This window comes from Sulfuriferula sp. AH1, from assembly GCF_002162035.1.
In the GTDB taxonomy this organism is placed as follows: Bacteria; Pseudomonadota; Gammaproteobacteria; order Burkholderiales; family Sulfuriferulaceae; genus Sulfuriferula.
Genome location: NZ_CP021138.1, coordinates 1,863,716 through 1,885,695, shown reverse-complemented (window position 1 = coordinate 1,885,695; position 21,980 = coordinate 1,863,716). Strand labels below are relative to the sequence as shown.

Here is a 21,980-nt window from a genome sequence, read left to right as displayed (position 1 = left end):
CCCTGCCATTTCCGGAAAATTCGGGATATCACGAATTAAAGCAATGCTGGGATCTTAGATTTTGAGGGCCTAGCGGGTTGTCTTTAATCAGGAGCTCGGTGATCTCATGGCCGGACAGCGGCTTGCTGAACAGGAAGCCCTGCGCTTCGTTACATTGCAACGCGTACAGCAAACGGTACTGATCGGCTTTTTCAACGCCTTCCGCAATCAGTTTGAGATTCATCCCTTGCGCCATGGTGCATATGGCGGTAACGATGGATTCGTTGCTGGAATCGCCAGAGAATCCGGGCATGAACGACTGATCTATCTTGATGGTGTTGATGGGGAATTTCTTGAGGTAGCTCAGGGAGGAATAGCCGGTACCAAAGTCGTCAAGGGCGATTTTTATTCCCATGTCCGAAATCATGTGCAGTTTCTCGACAATATGATTGCCGTCATTCAATAGCATGCTTTCGGTTATTTCCATTTCGAACATTGAGCCGGCCAATTCATATTCTCGCAGCAGCTGGGCGATGAAGTCCACAAAATTGTCCTGTTCCAGATGGCGGGAGGAAATATTGACAGCGATACGCTCTGGCAACAGCCCCGCATGCTTCCACAATTTTGCCTGGGTGAAGGCAGACCGCAATACAAATTCGCTAATCGGAATGATCAGGCCGGTTTCTTCCGCCAATGGAATGAACTCGAGCGGCGACAAGTTGCCCAGCAGCGGAGATGCCCAGCGCAGCAGTGTTTCCATGCCGGAAATCTTGCCGGTGGCGATGTTGATCTGCGGCTGATAGACCACCTGAAACTCATCCCGCTCCAGCGCCTTGTGCATCTGTATTTCCAGCGAGAATCTGTCATCGAAGGTGACGTTCATGCTGGGTGAGTAGATCTGGTAACGGTTTCTGCCCTTGGCCTTGCTGTCGTACATGGCGATGTCGGCATTCTTGATCAGGGTGTCGATGGTGTCGCCGTGTTCGGGATAGAGCGCAATACCGATACTCATGGGTACATAGAGCTCATGTCCGTCGATAAGGAATGGTGCACCAAAAGCCTTGATGATCTTGTCTGCGGTACGTGTGACGCCTTCCCGGTTGTCAACCTGCGGCAGCAGCAGGGTAAATTCATCGCCGCCCTGACGGGCAAGCGTGTCACCTTCGCGCACACAGTTCTTGAGCCGGGCGGCCACTTCGATCAGCAAGTTATCGCCGATGACATGACCCAGTGTGTCGTTGACCACCTTGAATCGATCCAGATCCAGGAACATTAATGCCAGCGCATGCTTGTAGCGTTTTGCCTGCGCGATAGCCAGTTCCAGGCGATCTTTGAACAGCTTGCGATTTGCCAGGCCGGTAAGTAGATCGTGGTAAGCCTGATACATGATAAGTTCAGCCGCTTTTTTTCTTTCGGTGATGTCTTTTGCTACGCCATAAGTGCCGATATAGCGGGGGGATATTGCATCATCGGATTCGTCGTAAATCCCGAAAGAATTGAATTCCAGTGTCAGCAGGGTGGATTCGGTGCCGTGGGGAATCCTGATTTCTATGTTGCTGGCAGCGCGATCTCCGGTCCTTCTTTCCTGGATGACATATTGTGCCGCGTCGATATCCTCTGCATGAATGAATGTCGAGAAGTGTTTGCCGATGACATCTTTCTTGTCATACCCCAGCAACGATTTCACACGGTCATTGCAAAAAGTACAGTAACCATCAGCGTCCAGCGTATAAATGAAATCCGGCGAGCTGTTCACCATGTAGCGATACCAGCGTTCGGATTCTTTCAGTTGCTGATTGATCAACTTGTTTTCTTTTTCCAAGCGCTGCTTGGCCAGCGCATTCTCGATCTTTAATACGAGCTCGTCGGTTTCGTAGGGTTTTCTCAGGAAATCGCAAGCGCCGTAGCGAAGTGCGCTAATGGCGGAATCGACAGAGGTGTCGCCGCTGACAACGATAATGCAGGTATCAAGTTGCTTTTCAATGATCCAGTCCATCACCTGGTGCCCATCGATACCGGGCATGCACAAATCCAGCAAAATCAGCTCGAAAGACTTGCTGTTCAGTGCTTCCATCGCGGATTTCCCGCCATCTGCAGCGGATGACGGATAGCCGTGGTAGCCAAGCAGGGAGCATAAACTGTTGCGCAGGTGAGGCTCATCGTCCACAACCAGTATCGATGGCTGTTTGGCTAGTGCATTCATAATTGAGTATCCATTATTAATGACATATTTATCGGATTTTGTGTTTTGTCATTTGCTAATGGTACGGATTGCTTATGACAGACGTATGAGATGGTCATTTTTCGTTCACGGCAAGGTGTCGGGGGAGCAGTATCTGAAAGACCGTGCCTGATATTTCATTGCTCTGGCAGAATATCTTGCCACCCAGTTCATCGACGAGGTTTTTTACGATGGACAGGCCAAGCCCGGCATGTCTCGTTCCCTTGCTGCTGGCAATCGGTCTGAACAGATTCTCCATGATTTCCGGCGGAATCCCGGGGCCGTCGTCCTTGAAGGAGATTTCAACGTATTCGCCGCCATTGCGCGTAGCATTAACGCGTGTGCCGATCTGCAGTGTGCCGCCATTCTGCATGGCTTCGGCTGCGTTTTTCATCAGGTTGATGACGACCTGGATCAATTTGTCCTTCTGGGTCACGATATTCGGCAATGCCGGGTCAAACTGTGTCAGCACGGTGACCTGATGGAGCGCAAACATGGGTTCAAGGAATATCTTGCCCAGATTCTGAATCACATCGTTGATATTCAGTTCTTGCGGCGAATTTGCTTCGGCTTCGGCTGCGGCCGAAGCTGCCCGGCAAATCCGGGTAACCCTGTCGATTTCTTCCTTGATGATTTTCAGGTCTTCCTGCGCCGGGTCTTCCTTCGGCAGCTTGATACCCAATAGCTTGATGTAATTCTGGATGATGCTCAGCGGATTGCTCGCCTCATGTGCGATTTGCAAGGCCTGATTGCGGTTTGCTGCCATCATCTCGGATTTGATGCGGGTTTCCTGTTCCTCATGGGCATTCAGTAAAGCGATGGCCTGAGCTGCCTGCTGGGCGAACATCGACATGAGTTTTTGCTGTTTTCGGACATAGGCCAGTTGCGTCTGGGTAAGGCCGAATATCATGATGCCGACGACAGCGTTCCGAGTGAACATCGGTTGACAGTAAAAACCTTCCGCATGCATCAGGCGAACGATCTGTTCATCCGGTATGCTGGGAGCAGGCTTGTCGCCGACCGCAAAGGAGGTGACGGGTTTCCTGGTCAGAAAGGCTTCAGTCACGATGCTGTTTTGCTTGTTCAGCGGGATGCTCATTTCGTTGATCATCGCGCCGTGGCCCGCAAGACATTTGCCTTGGAGCGACCTGCCTTGCTGATCGGGCAGGAAAAAGACGACGTTCTGCATGCCGAAAAGAATCTGCACCGAGCGTTGTATCGACGACAAGGTATCATCCAGCGAGATTGACGTGCCTGCACCCAGCGGATTTCTGCCGATCAGAACGATGTCGCGTAATTCCATGGCAAGCTGCATTTTCTGCTGACGCATGTTATCCGGTTCGGCTTTTTCCGGCGTCTCGATTTCTATGCCGATGGATTGCGCCACTTTGCTGACGAGCGTGCCGGTATTGTCAATGATCCGCTGCAGGCTGGTTGGCGTGATGCCCAACAACAGCTCTCCGCTGACGAAAGCCCCGGTTTTTCCGGCGCCGGTCATGGCGAGGCTGTTAGCCACATGCGCGATTTGTATCAATTGATGCGCATCGGCAATTTGATCCGGTGGCATGTGATGGTAGAGCACCGCATCGGCCATGAACGAATTCAGGTTCCAGTTAGTGACCAGCCAGGAGCCAACCTCGCAATGATTATTGCCGATCTTCTCTGTTTCCTGCGCCAGCAGCTGCATTTCATCGCCTTTGCCGGCCAGCAGCGTTGCATACTGTTTGGGGAAGTTGCTCAACAGCACCAGTTGGCCGATATCGAGCAGGAGTCCAGTGAGGTAAGCCTCTTCGGGATGCGGATAAGCCGTTTCCTGGGCGATCTGCTTGGCGAGGAAGGCGGCGGTCAGGGACCGCTTCCAGAAAGTCTTGAGATCGAATCCGGGACCGATGCTGAGATTATTGAAAACCTGATAAAACGAGGAGCTGATTACAATGGTCTTGACCATGTCCAGACCAAGCAGAGTCAGCTTCTGTTCGAGCGAATCGAGTTTGTTTTGCCTGCTGAACTGCGCAGTGCTGCTTGCACCTATCACTTTGGAGCTGAGTGCGGCATCCTTGTCGATAATATCCGCGATCGCACGGAGCGAGGCGTCATCGCGATTGCACATGTCAAGTACTTGTATCAGGACATGGGGCAATGAAGGGAGATTCGTAATCTCCAGCGTGCGTATCAGTTGTGAAGCGACTGGTGTCATAAGGTTATTTAAACAGGCAATTAAATCACTTACCTGATTTTATACTACATAAGTGTAATGTAAAGCCCTAAATAGTATGACATTTAATAAACTTTTGTTGTTGTGAACGCAAGATTTGCGTTTCCGTAAAAAACTGCCGTACAAGCCATGGAATCATTCCTGAATCGATGTCGGTGTTCGGCTGTAGTGCGTTGCGGCGGATACCCAGCACACGATTATTTGGTATGCGGCTCACCCGTGTTTTCCATCCGTTCCCAGTATTGTTTGCATAGTGCATTGAAGCGCGGAGTCGGGCCGATATCTTCGAAAATGGCATCGCCCTGATCATCCACCGCAATCACCTTGCTGCCTTTCACATAGGGCATGGCGCGCTCCAGCTCATCGAGCGCAGCGCTCAGCAATTCCGAAATAATCTCCGTTTCGCTGCGTAATGGATACATATCCACCAGCGCCGCTATTTTTGCGGCATCGCGTAGCGGCAAGCGAATCCGGTATTCGCGCGCGCTCATTTGACCGCCTCCCGAGCGTTCCCATTCCTTGACGAGGTCAGATATCTGCATCGTTAATCTCCGATAATTTCAATCAGCATAATGCCGGAATGCGTTCTTCCATTTCGTATCCCCAGTTTCAAATATAGCACCTGCTCATAAAACGACCATGCCGAATATGTTTGGGATAAGCGACTTTTAACCGCGGCAATGAGGCGAAATTGGTCTATATTGAAATGAGAATCGCTCTGGCGCGCCTCAAGGCGTTCCCGGATTTTATTAATCAGGAGGTGTTCGATGCAGGTATCAGTAATGGAACGCACAATCGTGGAATTGACTGCGCCGACCAAGGGCATTCTTGCTGCAGATGAAAGTACCGGCACTATGGAAAAGCGCCTGAAAAATGTCGGCGTGCAATCCACCGAGGAGATACGGCGCAGTTACCGTGAATCGCTGTTTACTGCATCGGGGCTCAACAGCTATGTCAGCGGCGTGATTCTGTTTGAGGAAACCCTCAAACAGTGCAGCGCAACGGGCATGCCCTTCCCGCAATTGCTGGAAGCGCAAGGAATCGTGCCTGGTATCAAGGTGGACAAAGGCACTCAGGCGCTCAGCAATTTCCCCGGCGATAAATTCACGCTGGGGCTGGACGGCCTGGTTGAACGGCTTGCCGGATACAAGGAGCAGGGGGCGCGTTTCGCGAAATGGCGAGCAGTGTTTACGATAGGCGACGCTCTGCCTTCCTGCCGCGCCATGGAGGTGAACGCCGACGGTCTGGCACGTTATGCCGCCATTTGTCAGGAACTCGGCATTGTGCCCATCGTGGAGCCGGAAGTGCTGATGGATGGAAATCATACGATCGAACGTTGCGCCAGCGTGACTGAGGAGGTGCTGGCAACGGTATTCCATGCCCTGCATCAGCATCGCGTGGCACTGGAATACATGCTGCTGAAACCGAATATGGTGCTTCCCGGTACGGACAGCCCCTGGCAGGCTACACCCGAAGAAATCGCTGTCGCCACACTGCGCTGTTTCCGGCGTACGGTGCCTGCCGCCGTGCCGGGCATTCATTTTCTTTCCGGCGGGCAAAGCGATGAAGCCGCGACCGCCAATCTCAATGCCATTAACGCACGTTCGGAGCGCAAACCCTGGCAGCTGAGTTTTTCTTATGGCCGTGCATTGCAGGCGCCTGCGCTCAAGGCATGGCACGGCGAGGCGGCCAATATGGCAGCGGGACAGCAGGCGCTGCTCAAGCGCGCTCGCCTGAACAGCCTTGCGCGGCAAGGAAAATATCAGGCTTCAATGGAAATCGATTAGTACGGCTTCTGCAATATGCATGAAATTCCCGTTTTAAGCTTGAAGGAAATATCATGAACGATACGACCATGTTTGAGCGGGCGCTGGCAAGCATGCCTGTCGATGATCTGTGTATCGCCACCATGCGTACTCTGGCAATGGATGCGGTACAGCAGGCGAACTCGGGGCACCCCGGCACCCCGATGGCGCTGGCGCCGCTCGCTTATGTACTGTGGACCAGAGTCATGCGCTACAGTCCGGAACATCCTGCGTGGTTCAACCGCGATCGTTTTGTATTGTCAGCCGGCCATGCTTCCATGCTGCTGTACGCGGCACTGCATCTGAGCGGCTACGATATTTCGCTGGAAGATATCCGCCAATTCCGTCAATGGGGCAGCAAAACGCCGGGGCACCTCGAGTATGCGCTGGCGCACGGGATAGAAACCACCACCGGGCCATTGGGACAGGGCATCATGAACGCCGTTGGCATGGCGATTGCGGAAGCGCATCTGGCGGCGGTGTTCAATCGCGAAGGTCACCATATCGTCGATCACCGTACTTACGTCATCTGCAGCGATGGCGACCTGATGGAGGGTGCGTCGCACGAGGCGGCCTCGCTGGCGGGACATCTGGGGCTGGGCAAGCTGATCTGCATGTATGACGATAATCACATCTCCATCGAGGGCGATACGAGCCTGGCGTATTCGGACGATGTGGCCATGCGCTTTGCCGGCTATCATTGGCATGTGCAGAATCTCGGTGAGCAGGCTAACGACCTTGACGCACTGACAATGGCAATCCGCAATGCCCAGCAGGAGCTGGAGCGCCCATCGCTGATCATCATCCGTTCGCACATTGGTTATGGTGCGCCACATTTGCAAGACACCGCAAAGGCACATGGCGCGCCACTGGGGGCGGAAGAAATCCGCCTGACCAAACAGGCCTATGGCTGGCCGCCGGAGGCTCAATTCTTTGTGCCAGCGCGGGCGCTGGCACATATGCGTCAGGCCGTTGCAGCGGGCAGGCAGCTGGAACAGGCTTGGCAAGCGCGACTGGCGGCCTATCGGAAGGCGCATCCGCAACTGGCCAGGCGTTTCGATGAAGCATTAAGCGACAGTCTGCCCGCAGGCTGGGCGAATGATCTGCCTGTTTTTTCGGCACAGGAAGGACCGGTCGCAACGCGTTCCGCATCAGGCAAGGTGTTGAATGGTATCGCCCGTAATATTCCCTGGCTGATGGGCGGCAGCGCGGATCTGGCGCCTTCCACCGACACCCTGCTGGAGGGGGGCGGTGATTTTTCCAAAGGCCGGTACGCCAATCGCAATATGCACTGGGGCATCCGTGAACACGTGATGTGCGCGGCTTCATCTGGCATGGCCTTGCATGGCGGAGTGCGTCCTTATGCGGGCACCTTTTTCATTTTCACCGATTATGCGCGGCCTGCGATACGGCTGGCCGCAATGATGGGTTTGCCTGTTATCTATGTGATGACCCATGATTCGATAGGGTTGGGTGAAGACGGACCGACCCATCAGCCCGTCGAGCAGCTGGCTTCACTGCGTGCCATGCCGGGTCTGGTCGTGATTCGTCCGGCCGATGCGAATGAAGTGATCTATGCCTGGCGTGCGGCTATCGAACGCAGGGAGGGGCCTACCATGCTGGTATTGAGCCGGCAGAGCCTGCCTGTGCTTGACCGGACCGGGCTTGGTGCGGCTGAGGGGTTGCTAAGGGGGGCCTATGTGCTGGTCAGGGAGCAGGGTGTGCAGCCCGGCATTATTATTATCGCCACCGGATCGGAACTCCATATCGCTATGGCTGCCTATCATAAGATGGTTGCGAATGGCATCGATGCCCGCATCGTTAGTATGCCGAGCTGGGAGTTGTTTCGCGCCCAGCCGCAGGCGTATCAGGATGAGGTTTTGCCGCCGCGCATAAAGGCGCGGTTGGCCATTGAAGCCGCAGCTTCATTTGGCTGGCGCGAATGGGTCGGGGATGCCGGAGCGGTGATCGGTATTGATTATTTTGGCGCAAGCGCCCCCGGCGCCGAGAATTTTCGGCAATTCGGTTTTACCGCTGAGCATGTCGTCGCTCAAGCGGCGCAGCAGATAGACCGCAGCATGATCTGGCATCTGGAGCATTAGCTGTTTGGAAACGTGACCGCCTGTTTGAATTCTATAAAAGGAGATGGACATGAAGGAAATTGATAAAGAAGCGGTAATTGGCGTATTGAACAAGATACTGGAACTGGAGCTGGCCGGCGTGGTGCGATATACGCATTATTCCCTGCTGATCTTCGGTTACAACCGCATACCGATCGTCAGCTGGCTGCGCGAACAGGCTGATGAAAGCCTGATCCACGCCCAGCGCGCCGGAGAGCTGGTAACCCATCTTGGCGGGCATCCGTCATTGGCGATCGGACCATTGCTGGAAACCCATCAGCATAATATCGGCGAAATTCTGCATGAGTCGCTTGAGCATGAGCGCTGTGCTCTGGCGGAATACAAGCATCTGCTCGAACTCACGCAAGACCGTTCGGTGATGCTGGAAGAATATGCGCGCGAATTGATTTATCAGGAAGAACTGCACGCAGGGGAAGTGGACAAGATGTTGCGCAAACCGGGAGAGATTGCGGTATTTTCCGATCCCGCAGCAAAAAATAATTGATTGCGTCAAAGACAATCACGGCAAGACCCGTCATGCCGACCCAGCCCACCGCCCGCAATGGAGGGTGAGCTGGGATCGTGCCGGCATTCTGCGGTGGCAAACCCCTTTGCTTACCTGAACGGAGAGCTGGTGATATAGGCCCAGCTAATAAAGGTCAGATACATCATTGCGGCGCCACCGACCATTCCGGTGCTTAGCAATACCCATCCCATCAATACCCCTTCACCTTTGCCCTCGATCTTTAGAATGGCGGGTGCTGCTGAGTAGAGGATATACATGGACAGACCTAACGCAAGCATTCCCAGTGTGGCGACGATTGCGAAACTCGGTATGAACAATGCAACTGAAACCAGCCAGAGCGGAACAGGAGCAATGGCTGCCAGCGTATAGGCATCGCGGAATTCCACTTTTCGATGTTCCAGCAATGTTCCGGGGCTGGGTGTGTCCGGGGTCGGATAATTCAGCATTTCATACCGGGTATGAATGATGCGGAAAGTTGCATTCCCCAGCCATTCGATAAAACCCGCCAGGATGAACGTCATCGCCAGTTCAGCGACAAAGAACACCGTGCTGACGAATGCAAGCTGGTTCGAAGTCAGCGTGGAGAGCAACGCGATGGAATTGTGCGTTCCCGCATAATAGAACATCAGTGGCGCGATAGCCGAGAGTGGTAAAACGAAGAATGCAAACATGCTGACGGTCTGCACGTGGTATTGATGAATCCAATGTTCCAGATTTTCAAACGACCATAGCGGATGCGGGTGAGTTGAGTGAGTGAGTTGCATGGCTGCCTCCTGATGTTATAGGTTTGCGAATGCCTTGTTGCAAGACGCATAACGTCAGGCGGTTAAACCGGATGGCGGACGCCTTGAAAAGGCTTACCAGTGCTACATCCAATAGACAGCGGCAGAGACCGGAAGTTCCTGCCGATGCATGGATAGGGTGATGCCGAAACTATGCGACAGTGTTGATATTCATAGCACCTCCTGCAGGTGAATGAGTGATTAGCATACGCGCAATGCATGCTTGAAATCAATAGCTTATTTAAAGTTCTGCGCATTTTTTAATAATGCGTGAAAATAGACGGATACAACAGCGCTGGAACCCCTATGTCAGACTTTGATCAATTGCGGACACGCATCCGCCAATTCGCCGAAGAACGCGATTGGCAGCAATATCATTCCCCGAAGAATCTGGCGATGGCGCTGATTGTGGAAGCAGCCGAACTGGTTGAACATTTTCAATGGCTAAACGAAGCGCAGTCACAAGCGCTGTCGCAGGATAAATTGTTTCAGGTCGGGGAGGAGTTGGCCGACATTCAGATTTATCTGATCCGGCTGGCCGATCAGCTCAATGTGGATTTGCCGGATGCGGTGGACAAGAAAATAGCGGCGAATGCCAAGAAATACCCGGCAGAAAAGGTGCGCGGCAGCGCCAGGAAATACAATGAATTTTGATGTTGTCGTCATCGGTGCCGGCGCGGCAGGGATGATGTGTGCCGCGCAGGCGGGCCAGCACGGGCGGCGGGTGCTGCTGATCGACCATGCTGCCAAAATCGGCGAGCGCATTCGTATCTCCGGAGGCGGACGCTGCAACTTCACCAATCGCGACATCAGCGCCGACAATTTCCTGTCGCAGAACCCGCATTTCGCGCGCTCGGCACTGGCGCAATTCAGCCAGTTCGACTTCATCAAGCTGGTCGAGCGCTACCACATCGCTTATCACGAGAAAACGCTGGGGCAGTTGTTTTGTGACGATTCCGCGCAGCAAATCATCGCGATGCTGCGGGCAGAATGCGACCGCGGCAACGTACAGTGGGCGCAGCCGTGCAAGGTGCTGGGCGTGGCGAAATCGGCTGACGGTTTTGATGTGACCACCGAAGAGAGTGTGTTCGCGTGCCGGTCTCTGGTCGTTGCCAGCGGCGGCCTGGCGATACCGCAGTTAGGCGCAACGCCTTTTGGCTACCGGCTCGCCGAGCAATTCGGCATCCCGGTGATCGCACCGCAGCCTGCGCTGGTGCCGCTGGCGCTGGCACCGGAAACGCTGGCGCCGTTGCAGGGCCTGGCCGGTGCATCGCTGGACGTCATCAGCCATTGCAGCGGACAGCAGCCGAGCTTCCGCGAATCCATGCTGATTACCCATCGCGGCCTGTCCGGCCCGGCGATACTGCAGATTTCCAGCTACTGGCAAAACCAGAGTTACAAAAGCGGCAAAAAACAGCCCGTCAGCATCAACCTGCTGCCCGATCTTGATGTCGGCGTATGGCTGAATTCCCATCGCCACAGCAAAGCAACCTTGGCATCCTTGTTGAGCGAGCATTTGCCCAAACGTTTCGCGCAGGAATGGTGTGCGCTGCAGCATTGGGAGAAACCGCTGGTCGAGCACAGCAACCGCGATATTGCCGCGATGCAGACGGCGCTGGAAGCCTGGGAGCTGATGCCCGCGGGGACGCTGGGCTATGCCAAGGCTGAAGTCACCCTGGGCGGGGTCGATACACGCGCCTTGTCCTCCAGGACCATGGAAGTCAGGGCGGTACCAGGGTTGTATTTTATCGGTGAAGTGGTGGACGTGACCGGCTGGCTGGGCGGGTATAATTTCCAGTGGGCGTGGTCGTCGGGATGGGTGGCGGGGCAAAGTGTGTAACTCGAAAATGCTAATAGGGGATGACGTGGATAACAAAGATTGGTGGTTGAAACTGTTCGCCGCTATAGGGCTGGTCTTGGTATTGGGGACGATTCAGCATGCTAATGCAGGACTATTCGGCTTCGGCAGTACGAGCTGGAAGGAAGAGGCGTTGCAGAATGATGGCAGTACGATACTGGTTAGCCGATCGCAAAGTTATGGCGGTCGTCACGAAATTGGACAGCCGCCACCTATCAAGGAACAATCCCTGAGCTTTATTTTGCCGGGCACAGATAAAACCATCAGCTGGGAAGACAAGACGACTGAGGACATTGGGCATGCCAATTTTGATTTGCTGGCATTGCATGTGGAAAACGGCACACCCTATCTGGTGACCTCGCCCAATCTTTGTATTTCATATAACAAGTGGGGCAGACCGAATCCACCTTATGTTTTTTTAAATACGATGGCGATGCATGGCAGCGCATTCCTTTATCCGAATTCCCTGCTGACTTAACCAGAATTAATTTAGTGATACAGGGTAATGAAGACGACCTGATACGCCAGTCACGCATTGCGCCAGAGGGAATTCAGAAACTTAACAGTAGTTTTGTTCAGCCCGAATACCACTTCATTCTTCACGCGCCTACATCCGGGCGGTATTCAAACACCTCGTGTATGAATTTGATTTATTACAAAGGGGCTTGGGTTGGGCTAGGGAAGAATTCTATTGGACGCATGATGCGAGACGGGGAATGCTCGTCAAATGACGCAAATATGCGAATTGGGTGCACTCCGAATACTGAACATCAAGATAAATAATTTACAAGGAAATAATCATGACCACTACAATTACTGCCGGGCAAAGCATGGGGTCAGGTCTAGTTGTGTCAGGCCGGGGGTTGCCCGGCGGCAAGTGACTTTCTCTTGCTTGCCCAAGAGAAAGTAACCAAAGAGAACGGCACCCTACAGCTTCGCCCCTTCGGGGTGCCTTCGTCCGAACCGTTCAGGCGGGGGCTGCGCAACTCGCCCTGACAGCTTGCACACCCCGCAAGCTGCTGCGGAACTCGAACAGTGCTCGCCTACCCCTCCCGCCTGAACGGCCCGGACGAAGCGATGCAGAAGGGGAGAAAAGCATTAAAGGCGCGGAGTTACGCGCAAGCGCGTGACGGATTTATTAAGTTTTGTTTGTCCGGGCTTTGCCCGGACAATGGTTAGTTTTTGAATTTCCGCTTTTAAAATCCCCTCTCCACCGCCGAGTAGCGCAGTCGAGCCGGGGGATGTCGGCGAGGACTGTCTGAGGCCCTTGGGCCGAGTTCCGCAGCCGCCCGGATTGACGAGCAACGCAGGGGACCCCGCCGGGGCGGCGGAACGGGGGGCCCTTTTCTTTGGTACCTTTCTTTTGGGCAAGCAAAAGAAAGATACCAGCCGCCGGGCTGCCCCCGGCCTTTAATGATGGCAGTTGTAGTATTGCTTAAACATTGCGATGAATGAAAAATTCGGAAAACTTGGGGTCTGGCCTAGCTATGTAGCAAGTTTGGAGTTAGCGCAAACGCGTGACTTTTTGATTTGGTCGTGCCGGTCAGTCTTTGTTGTTGCAGAGAGATTTTTTCATGCTTTTCGCGTCTTTCGTGGACTAGGCTTTTCAACCACCCGTCATCGACATGAAGCGCATGATCTTTTCGGGTTGTTCGCGGAATTCATGGCGTTCCGGCTTGTGGGTGAGCGCAAGGCGGATGGCGTCTTCCAGCTCGCTGTCGGTTGCACCACCGCGTAACAGCGGGCGGAATTCGAATTTGTCTTCCTGCCCCAGACACAGGTACAGCGTGCCGTCTACCGATAATCGGACGCGGTTGCAGGTCTCGCAGAAGTGTTGCGAGATCGGGGTGATGAAGCCTACCGAGAATGCGCCGTCTGGCGTTGCCAGATAGCGCGCCGGGCCGGCGCCGTGGAATGTGGCATCGATCAGGCCGAACTGCTTGGCAAGGCGAGCTTTGACTGGCTGCAAGTCGAGATAGGCGCTGTTGCGTCCGGTGGCGCCGATGGGCATGGTTTCGATCAGGCGCAGGGTAAAGCCCTGTTCGATACAGAAGGCGACCATGTCATCGATTTCATCGTCGTTGGTGCCTTTCATGGCGACCATGTTGATCTTGATGGGGGAGAATCCTGCCTGTCTGGCGTGTTGCAGACCGGCCAGAATATCCGGCAGCGCATCGCGCCCGGTGATGACCTTGATGCGCTCCGGGTGCAATGAATCGAGGCTGACGTTGAGCCGGGAGACGCCGGCAGCTTTGAGCGCTGCGGCGTGTTTATCCAGCTGGGTGGCGTTGGTGGACAGCGACAGGTCATTGATGCCGGGCAGGGCGGCGATGCGTTGGGCGAGCTGGGGCAGGTGGCGGCGCAACAGCGGCTCGCCGCCGGTCATGCGGATACGCTGCAGGCCCAGCCGGGCAAAGGCACCCAGCAGGCGCTCGATTTCATCGAAACTCAACCAGTGTGCAGGTTCTTCAAAATCGCGAAAATCTTCGGGTATGCAGTAACTGCAACGCAGGTCACAGCGATCGGTGACGGAGAGTCGCAGATATTCGATACGGCGGCCGAAGGGATCGGATAAACCTGTGAGGTTGGGCATGGTGTAAAATGGTAATGGGCGTTAAGCTATTTCGAATATAACCCTTTTCGAATTTTAAATCAAAGGCCGTCGCTAATTAATTTTTGGCACAGCTTCAACGACACGGATAAAGATTGATGCAGGTATTTGGTTTCGCGGGCTGGAGCGGTAGCGGCAAGACTACGTTGATCGAACGGTTGATTGCATTATTCGTAGCGGACGGCCTGCGCGTGGCGACGATCAAGCATACGCATCATGATTTTGATCTCGATTATCCCGGCAAGGATAGCTGGCGCCATCGTCAGGCCGGTGCAACCGAAGTGTTGCTGGCGTCGAATCAGCGCTGGGCGCTGCTGCACGAGCTGGGCGATGCTCCCGAGCCAGGATTGCCGGAGTTGCTGTCCAGGCTGGCGCCATGTGATGTGGTGCTGATCGAGGGTTGCAAATTCGCCGAAGTGCCCAAACTTGAAGTGTACCGTGCCGCATTGGGCAAACCCGGCTTGCACCCCGGCGATAATGCGATTATGGCGGTGGTGACTGATTCGGCTGTGCAAACGCACCTGCCCTGTCTGGATCTGAACCAGCCGCAACAAGTTTATGATTTTTTGAAAGCCAGATTTTGAAAGCTGCCATTTTATGAGTCACTATTACGGGCTCGTCCCCGCTGCGGGTACCGGGTCGCGCATGGGCGTCGATTTGCCCAAGCAATATCTGCAAATCGCTGGTCGACCGATGATTTATTACGCTGTACGCGCGATGGCATCCTCGCCGCGGATCGCTCAGGTGTTTGTGGTGCTTGCTGCCGACGATGCTTGGTGGGATGAATACGATTGGGCCGAATTTGCCGGCAAACTGCAGGTGCTGCGTTGCGGTGGCGCCACCCGCGCCGATAGCGTGACCAACGGTCTGGCGGCAATGGGAGTGGATGCGCAGGACTGGGTACTGGTGCATGATGCGGCCAGGCCGTGCCTGACCGGGGCGATGATTGCCAGCCTGATCGATGCCGTAGGCGAGACCGAAATCGGCGGCCTGCTGGCGATACCGGTTGCCGATACCCTGAAGCGGGCGCGAGGGCTGCATGTCAGCGCCACCGAGCCGCGCGAAGGCTTGTGGCAGGCGCAAACCCCGCAGATGTTCCGTCACGCCATGCTGCAGCAGGCCCTGAGTCTGGATAACGGGTTCATCCCTACCGACGAAGCTAGCGCGATGGAGGCGCTGGGCCATGCGCCGTTACTGGTGGCAGCGGATAGCAGCAATTTCAAAGTGACTTATCCCAATGATTTGACGATGGCGCGGCTGATGCTGGCGCAGGAAAGAGCAGAAACATGAGCAATTTACGTATCGGCCACGGTTTTGATGTGCACGCCTTTGCCCAAGAGCGCAAACTCATTATCGGCGGCGTCACCGTACCGTTTGAGCTGGGTCTGGCCGGGCATTCCGATGCGGATGTGCTGTTGCACGCGATTTGCGATGCATTGCTGGGTGCGGCCGGGCTGGGCGACATCGGCCGGCATTTCCCTGACACGGATGCGCGTTACCGCGGCATCGACAGCCGTCATCTGTTGCGCGAGGTGGCCGCACTGATTGCGGCGCAGGATTACCGGCTGGTCAATCTGGACAGCACCATCATCGCGCAAGCGCCGAAAATGGCGGCGCATATTGCGACCATGCAGGCCAATATTGCCGCTGATCTTGGGGTGGCGATCGGCGCGGTCAATGTGAAAGCGACCACGACCGAGAAGCTGGGCTTTACCGGACGCGGCGAGGGTATCGCCGCCGAGGCCGTATGCATACTGAGCGGGCGCACATGAGTAATTTGCAGCCCGCACGCAAGGCCACTTATATCGCTGGTTCAAAATATCGCCGCAAGGCTTACGGCAGCAATCATCCGCTGGCCATTCCGCGCGTGTCGCTGGCGACCGAGTTGATCGATGCCTACGGTGCGCTGATGGCAGACGAATTTCTGCAGGCGCGCAAGGCGGCTGATTATGAATTGGAATGGTTTCATACGCCGGAATATGTGTCGGCATTCAAGCGTGCCGAAGTGCTGGGAAGGGTGAGCAATCCGGTACGCCAGCGCCATCAGCTGGGCACGCTGGAAAACCCTTATTTCGAGCAGTTTTTCACTATTCCGGCAACGGCGACCGGCGCCTCCATCCAGGCAGCCGAGGAAGTGATCCGCGGCCGTATCGCGTTCAACCCGGCTGGCGGCATGCATCACGCGCGTCCTGATCAGGCGCACGGTTTCTGCTATTTCAATGACCCGGTGCTGGGGATTTTACGGCTGCGTCGTGAAGGCTGGCGGGTGTTGTATGTGGATATCGACGCGCATCACGGCGACGGCGTGGAGGCCGCGTTTGTGGACGACCCCGACGTCTTCACCCTGTCGCTGCATATGGACAGCCGCTATGCCTATCCGTTCAAGGGCGGGCAACTCGGCGATACCGCGCAGGCCGGGCATACCAGCCTGAATGTGCCGCTGCCCAAGGGCACTCACGATGCCGAATATCGCATGGTGTTCGATGCAGTGTGGCAGCCGGTGCTGGACAGATTCCGGCCCGACGCCATCGTGCTGCAGGCAGGGACGGACATGATTTTCGCCGACCCATTGGGCAAGCTGGGATTGTCGACGCAAGGGTTTCTGGCGACCGCGCAAACCATACTCGACACCTGCCCACAGCATCCGGACGGCACCCCGCGCTTGCTTGTTACCGGCGGGGGCGGGTATCATCCATTGGTACTGGCGCGAGCCTGGGCCGGTTTGTGGGCATTATTGTCCGGACGTGAATTGCCCGAGGCGTTGCCTGCAGCCGGTGCAGCTGCGTTGCGCGCCGTCAATTGGGATTTGGACGAAGAAGAAGCCCACTTCGAGCAGTTATTCAGTTCGCGACTGGATGCCTTGACTGATCTTGCCGTCCGCCCCGAAATCAAAGACCTCATTCTATCCGTTCAACAACATCCTTTTTTGCAAACACCATGACTACGACGCTCATTCCCGGCCATTGCACGATGATGGCGACCAAACAATATGTCACCACGATCGGCAAAGACTGCGCTGCAGGTCATTACAGCGATTTTCTCAATGTGCATTTGCAGTTGTCCTCGATCGGTCTGGGGACATTTCCCGGAGCGCCGGTAAACGAGGTTGATGCGCAATATGCCGATATCGTGACCGAGGCGCTGACCCACGGTATCAACGTGATCGATACTGGCGCGCATTACCGTTACGGCCGGTCTGCCGCTGCGGTAGGCGCGGGTGTCCGCCGGGCGATGGAAGCGGGCGTGAAGCGCGAGCAGATGTTCCTCGTGTCCAAAGGCGGCTTTCTAAGCTTCCGCGAAGGCCGCCCGGATGACTTGCAGGCATGGTTCAAAACCGAAGTGGTGGATAAAGGGCTGGGGCGGGTCGAGGATCTGATTCAGGCACACTGCATCAGCCCGGAATACATCGCGTTCCAGCTGGAACTGTCACGGCAGTTGATGGGCGTGGAAACGCTGGATGCATTCCTCATCGACCAGCCCGAAGTGCATATTCCGGTGATCGGCAAGGATCAGCTTAATCGCAAGCTGGAAAAGGTATTCATGGTGCTGGAGCAGGCCATCAAGGATAAAAAGCTGCGCTATTACGGCATCTCGACATTTAACGGCTTCCGTGTGGAGACCGATAATCCGCTGTTCCAGTCGATCACTTCGATGCAGGGGCATGCCGAAAAAGCGGCGCGTGCGGTCTGGAAAGACGATCAGGCGAAGCATCAGTTCAAAGTGGTGCAAATGCCGTTCAATCAGGTGATGCAGGAGGGCTTTACCCGTTTCAGCCAGACTACCGGCCAGGGCAACGTGGCTTCAACCATCCAGGCCGCGCACCAGCTTGGCGTGTATCTGATGGCCAGTCACACCATGTTCAAGGGGCATCTGGCAACGCAGGCGATGGATGCGGTGATACAGACCATGCCCATGCTGAAGAACGATGCCCAGCGTGCGATACAGTTCAATCGTTCGACGCCGGGCGTAGGTACGACTTTGGTGGGAATCAGCACGCCAGTCCATTTGCAGGATGCGCTGGCGGTTGCACATATCGCACCGCTGGAGAAAACGGCATACCTGCAGATGTATCAGCGTACCGAGTAGTTCTGCTTGTCCGTTTGGGCAGCCAATAGCTGCTCGAACTCGCCGACATTCAAGGCGGGAGCAAAAATAAAGCCTTGCAGTTCGTCGCACCCGGCGGAAATGAGGAAGGACTGCTGGGTTTCGGTTTCTACCCCTTCGGCAATGACTTTGAGATTCAGGGCGTGCGACAGGTTGATGATGGCGATTGCGATCGCCATGTCGCTTTCGTCGCCGGGAATATCCTGCACGAACGAACGATCGATTTTGAGTTTGTTGAGCGGGAAACGTTTGAGATAATTCAGGCTCGAATAACCTGTTCCAAAATCGTCGACCGATAAGCTGACGCCGAGCGCCGATAATGCCTTCAAACGTTGCAGCGCGACTTCCGCGTCCTTGATGAGGATGGATTCGGTCAGCTCAAGTTCCAGTTGGTCCGCCGGCAAGCTGTATTCGCGCAGGGCAGCGGCGATACTTTCGACAAAACCGGTTTGCTGAAACTGCAACGCTGAAACATTGATGGCGACCACCAGTTGTTTGTCCTGGCCGTACCATATCGCCGCCTGCTTGACTGCTTCGCGTACCACCCAGTTGCCGATCGGGATAATGACGCCGGTTTCTTCCGCCACAGGGATGAACTGATCCGGACTGATGTGGCCCAATTCTTCGTCGTACCAGCGTATCAGCGCTTCTGCGCCGATGATTTTTCCTGTCTTGAGCTCGACTTGCGGCTGATAGTGCAGCTCGAATTGCTTGTGCTCCAACGCCTGGCGCATGGCGTAGTCGAGCTTCATCCGCGACAGCAGTCCGATATTCATTTGCGGCTGGTAAAAACGGAAATCCGAGCGGCCGCGTTCCTTGACATGGTACATCGCGCTGTCGGCGTTCTTGATCAGGTCGTCGAATGTGTCGCCATCTTCAGGATACATGGCGATGCCGATGCTGCAGGTGACAGTGAAATTGATCTCGTTGACGGAGAACGGCTGGGTCAGTGCATCCAGTATGCGTTTGGCGCTGATTTCCACGCCGCGCGCGTCGGTCTGTTCCAGCATCAGCACGAATTCGTCGCCGCCCAATCGCGATGCCATGTCTATTTCGCGTATGCAGTTTTTGAGTCGTTGTGCTATTTCAACCAGCACCTGATCGCCGAATTGATGGCCCAGCGAGTCGTTGATCTTCTTGAAGTGGTCGAGGTCCAGGAACAGGACGGCGAAACTGGTATGGTTGCGTTTTGCCAGGTTGATGGTACGTTCGATCTGCTGTGTCAGCAGCAGCCGATTGGGTAATCCGGTGAGCGCGTCGTTGTAGGCGAGCTCTTCGATGCGTTTCTTGGCTACGTGAGTTTCGGTCAGGTCTTTCAGGAAACAAAGGTGGTGGGTGGTCTGGTGGAACGGGTCCTGGACCCTGACAAGCGAGGCGACACACAGATAACTGTCGCCATTCTTGTGGCGGTTCCACAGTTCGGCTTCCCAATATCCCTGGCCATCGACTTGCGCCATCAGCTCGTCTATCTTGTTGTCGTCGCAATGGATGAAAAACAGATCGCACAGCTTCAGGTTCAGCAGTTCCGCCTGAGTATAGCCTGTCAGGCTTTCACAGCTGGGGTTTGCGGCGATGATGTTGTGATGCGTGTCGGTAATGAAAATGGCGTTCAGGCTGGCTTCGAATACCTTGGATGCGAGCTGCAGACGTGCCTCATTGGCAACCTGTTCACTGATATCGCGGTAGGTATAGACCTTGCCTATGGGCTGTCCGCGTGAATATTGCGGCAGGGAAACGCATTCCAGAATGCGCCCGGATTTCAAAGTCAGTGTTTCGGCAGACTGGAGCAAGTGGGTGCTGCCGGATATCGCCATGTGGTTTTCGATGCGGGTAACGATGGCCTGATTGATCCATTCGTAAATGGCGGCGTCATTGCGCTCCGTCAGCAAAGTAACCGGCATGTCCCATAACGTCGCAAATGTCTGGTTGTATGCGCGTATCGCATGGTTGAGATCGGTAACCAGCAAGCCGTCCGCTGAGGATTCCAGCGTCGCGCGCAGCTCGGCGATGAGGCGTTCCAGTTCATTCTCGGTGTGGCGCTGTTCAGTCACGTCGCGGATCGCAACGATATACAGCACGCTTTCATCGGAGTGTATCATCGTCACGCGGCGCTCGACGTTGAGCACCGAGCCGTCCTGATGATTGAGCAGCGTTTCCGAATGGATTTCGCTGCTCAATCCTATCGCGACATCTTCCCAGAAAAACATGTCTTCCGGAGTGCAGGCCAGATCAATAACTGGCTTGCCGACCAGCCAATCCTGCTCGACACCGATCAAAGCGGCCGCTGGCCGATTCGCGGCAACAATACGCAAGTCGATGGGATCGACCAGCCAGACTGCGTCCAGCATGCCCTCAATGAATGCTAGCCAGTGTGCGTTCATCATGATGGTTCTTGGGCCGTGTCGATCGAACGGCCGCGCTCAAAGAAATAACAGGCGCGTTTGCGCGGCGACAGATAGTCAAATACGACTTTTGGCAGTTGCAGCGGTTTCAGGCTGCGTTGTATGCCGATTTCCGGATGTGCCTCCAGGTCTACTATCAGCGCTTCGTCGCAGGGTATGTTGGCGTCGTAAATGAGCACCTTGGGTTTTAATGGACGGGATGAATTGACGGTGATGACTAGCGCATAACGCTGATCGTTCAATTGTATGACCGAGCCCGGTGGATAAACGCCCATCATGTGAACAAAGCGCGAAATGGTACCGGTATTGAATTTCGTACGCATTTTGGCGAAAATGATCGACAGCGCTTCGTGCGGCGTGACGGAGGAGCTGGGATTGTTGGGGTTGCACAGATGGTCATAGGTATTGATCAGGCCCACGATCTGGCTCGGTACCGGGATGTCCTTTTCCGTGACGTGCAGCGGGTAGCCGCTGCCATCGGCATACTCATGATGCTGGGCAATGATTTGCTGGATGTTTTCCGCGCAGCCCATTTTTTTGGCTAATGTCAGACTGTGCGCAACATGGGTTTCGTACAGATTCTTTTCCGCCGGAGTAAAGTCCTTGTCATGCCAGCGGATACGGTCAGGCAGCATGATCTTGCCGATGTCATGCAGAAGCGCGGCTATGCCAATATCATGAGTCTGCTTTGCGTCCATGCCGCTGGCTTTGGCCAGCAGCATGGACAATATGGTGACATTGAGCGAGTGCAAGAGGTTCTTTTCGCCGTGATTCTCGGATAACAGTCGAATGGAAACCTCGTCCTGGCTGAGGAAGTCGCTGACAAATTCGGAAATCAGTTTTTCTGCGTTTTCCAGGCAGGATTGAGGCCGTTGGGTGACATTGTCGATAATGTCCTTGTAAACCCCTAAAGCTTCGTTAAAGCGGCGGTCGCAGGAAAGCAGTTGAGCGCGCTGCTGACTGAGTATGGCTTTATGCTGCTGTTTCTCATCGGCGCTGGCGGTCTCGGTTGTGGCAGCTTTAGCCGCGCTGCGCCCCGAGCTGCCTCGCGCATTGATAATGACGTCGCTTTTTTCCGGTGAATACCGGACCCGCTTCACACCCAGTGTGCGTATCGTATCTATTTGCGCTTGATGCTGGATTTTGAAATGGTTCAGCGGGAAGGGGTGTTGCATCCAGCCCAGATCCAGAAATACATAAATCCCGATTTGCAAATCAGCAACATCTATTAATCGGGTATTATTTTTATCCATTAAATTTCAGAGCCAAATATTTGTTATGCGCTATCGTAGCATGCTTGTATTACGACTAAAGTCATTTTTTGAATTTTTAGTGCAATTACGCTACGGTCAGCGGC

Annotated in this window: 18 protein-coding genes; 11 read left to right on the top strand and 7 right to left on the bottom strand. The window is 54.8% G+C overall.

The window, feature by feature from the left end:
• Positions 1 to 28: 28 nt before the first annotated feature.
• The 3 genes from CAP31_RS09595 to CAP31_RS09585 form a co-directional block, all read right to left on the bottom strand.
• The gene (locus CAP31_RS09595) at positions 29 to 2,182 is read right to left on the bottom strand and encodes an EAL domain-containing protein (protein WP_087447326.1); all 2,154 of its coding nucleotides are present in this window, start codon (positions 2,180 to 2,182) and stop codon (positions 29 to 31) included.
• 94 nt (positions 2,183 to 2,276) lie between these two features.
• The gene (locus CAP31_RS09590) at positions 2,277 to 4,397 is read right to left on the bottom strand and encodes an HDOD domain-containing protein (RefSeq protein ID WP_087447325.1); all 2,121 of its coding nucleotides are present in this window, start codon (positions 4,395 to 4,397) and stop codon (positions 2,277 to 2,279) included.
• Positions 4,398 to 4,612: 215 nt separating this feature from the next.
• Positions 4,613 to 4,957: a hypothetical protein gene (locus CAP31_RS09585; protein ID WP_087447324.1), complete on the bottom strand. Its 345-nt coding sequence runs from the start codon at positions 4,955 to 4,957 to the stop codon at positions 4,613 to 4,615.
• A gap of 225 nt (positions 4,958 to 5,182) precedes the next feature.
• Here CAP31_RS09585 and CAP31_RS09580 point away from each other — a divergent pair, with 225 nt between their 5' ends.
• From CAP31_RS09580 to CAP31_RS09570, 3 genes are read left to right on the top strand one after another with little or no spacing between them, the layout of a single operon-like run.
• Positions 5,183 to 6,202, top strand: a complete 1,020-nt coding sequence (locus tag CAP31_RS09580) for a class I fructose-bisphosphate aldolase (protein WP_087447323.1) — start codon at positions 5,183 to 5,185, stop codon at positions 6,200 to 6,202.
• A 53-nt stretch (positions 6,203 to 6,255) separates the two neighbouring features.
• Positions 6,256 to 8,322, top strand: coding sequence for a transketolase (gene tkt / locus CAP31_RS09575; RefSeq protein ID WP_304442133.1), 2,067 nt, complete (start codon positions 6,256 to 6,258; stop codon positions 8,320 to 8,322).
• A gap of 49 nt (positions 8,323 to 8,371) precedes the next feature.
• Positions 8,372 to 8,845 carry a bacterioferritin gene (locus tag CAP31_RS09570; protein WP_223247241.1) on the top strand — a complete coding sequence of 158 codons (474 nt, stop codon included), beginning with the start codon at positions 8,372 to 8,374 and terminating at the stop codon, positions 8,843 to 8,845.
• Positions 8,846 to 8,955: 110 nt separating this feature from the next.
• On the opposite strand, the gene CAP31_RS09565 is transcribed toward CAP31_RS09570, so the two are convergent.
• Positions 8,956 to 9,630, bottom strand: a complete 675-nt coding sequence (locus CAP31_RS09565) for a YIP1 family protein (RefSeq protein WP_087447321.1) — start codon at positions 9,628 to 9,630, stop codon at positions 8,956 to 8,958.
• Positions 9,631 to 9,954: 324 nt separating this feature from the next.
• Between CAP31_RS09565 and CAP31_RS09560 the strand changes: the two genes are divergently transcribed.
• From CAP31_RS09560 to CAP31_RS09550, 3 genes are read left to right on the top strand one after another with little or no spacing between them, the layout of a single operon-like run.
• Positions 9,955 to 10,302: a nucleotide pyrophosphohydrolase gene (locus tag CAP31_RS09560; RefSeq protein ID WP_087447320.1), complete on the top strand. Its 348-nt coding sequence runs from the start codon at positions 9,955 to 9,957 to the stop codon at positions 10,300 to 10,302.
• Positions 10,292 to 11,488 carry an NAD(P)/FAD-dependent oxidoreductase gene (locus CAP31_RS09555; RefSeq protein ID WP_087447319.1) on the top strand — a complete coding sequence of 399 codons (1,197 nt, stop codon included), beginning with the start codon at positions 10,292 to 10,294 and terminating at the stop codon, positions 11,486 to 11,488. Before CAP31_RS09560 ends, CAP31_RS09555 begins: the two co-directional genes overlap by 11 nt.
• Before the next feature lie 25 nt (positions 11,489 to 11,513).
• A complete protein-coding gene (locus CAP31_RS09550; protein WP_087447318.1) occupies positions 11,514 to 11,984 on the top strand; it encodes a hypothetical protein in 471 nt (156 codons plus the stop codon).
• A gap of 1,128 nt (positions 11,985 to 13,112) precedes the next feature.
• Here CAP31_RS09550 and moaA read toward each other — a convergent pair.
• Entirely contained in the window at positions 13,113 to 14,099 is a 987-nt protein-coding gene (moaA, locus tag CAP31_RS09545; RefSeq protein WP_087447317.1) for a GTP 3',8-cyclase MoaA, read from the bottom strand.
• A 116-nt stretch (positions 14,100 to 14,215) separates the two neighbouring features.
• Between moaA and mobB the strand changes: the two genes are divergently transcribed.
• From mobB to CAP31_RS09520, 5 genes are read left to right on the top strand one after another with little or no spacing between them, the layout of a single operon-like run.
• The gene (mobB, locus tag CAP31_RS09540; RefSeq protein WP_087447316.1) at positions 14,216 to 14,701 is read left to right on the top strand and encodes a molybdopterin-guanine dinucleotide biosynthesis protein B; all 486 of its coding nucleotides are present in this window, start codon (positions 14,216 to 14,218) and stop codon (positions 14,699 to 14,701) included.
• 13 nt (positions 14,702 to 14,714) lie between these two features.
• Positions 14,715 to 15,407, top strand: coding sequence for a 2-C-methyl-D-erythritol 4-phosphate cytidylyltransferase (gene ispD, locus CAP31_RS09535; protein ID WP_087447315.1), 693 nt, complete (start codon positions 14,715 to 14,717; stop codon positions 15,405 to 15,407).
• Positions 15,404 to 15,889 carry a 2-C-methyl-D-erythritol 2,4-cyclodiphosphate synthase gene (ispF, locus tag CAP31_RS09530; protein ID WP_087447314.1) on the top strand — a complete coding sequence of 162 codons (486 nt, stop codon included), beginning with the start codon at positions 15,404 to 15,406 and terminating at the stop codon, positions 15,887 to 15,889. The genes ispD and ispF overlap by 4 nt, the downstream gene beginning before the upstream one ends.
• On the top strand, positions 15,886 to 17,058 hold the full coding sequence (locus tag CAP31_RS09525) for an acetoin utilization protein AcuC (RefSeq protein WP_223247240.1): 1,173 nt from the start codon (positions 15,886 to 15,888) through the stop codon (positions 17,056 to 17,058). Before ispF ends, CAP31_RS09525 begins: the two co-directional genes overlap by 4 nt.
• A complete protein-coding gene (locus CAP31_RS09520) occupies positions 17,055 to 18,203 on the top strand; it encodes an aldo/keto reductase (RefSeq protein ID WP_087447312.1) in 1,149 nt (382 codons plus the stop codon). Before CAP31_RS09525 ends, CAP31_RS09520 begins: the two co-directional genes overlap by 4 nt.
• On the opposite strand, the gene CAP31_RS09515 is transcribed toward CAP31_RS09520, so the two are convergent.
• Together CAP31_RS09515 and CAP31_RS09510 are read right to left on the bottom strand one after the other, a co-directional pair.
• Complete coding sequence (locus CAP31_RS09515) at positions 18,188 to 20,605, bottom strand: bifunctional diguanylate cyclase/phosphodiesterase (RefSeq protein ID WP_087447311.1); 2,418 nt, start codon at positions 20,603 to 20,605, stop codon at positions 18,188 to 18,190. The genes CAP31_RS09520 and CAP31_RS09515 overlap by 16 nt on opposite strands.
• Positions 20,602 to 21,876: an HD-GYP domain-containing protein gene (locus tag CAP31_RS09510; protein ID WP_087447310.1), complete on the bottom strand. Its 1,275-nt coding sequence runs from the start codon at positions 21,874 to 21,876 to the stop codon at positions 20,602 to 20,604. The genes CAP31_RS09515 and CAP31_RS09510 overlap by 4 nt, the downstream gene beginning before the upstream one ends.
• Positions 21,877 to 21,980: the final 104 nt, after the last annotated feature.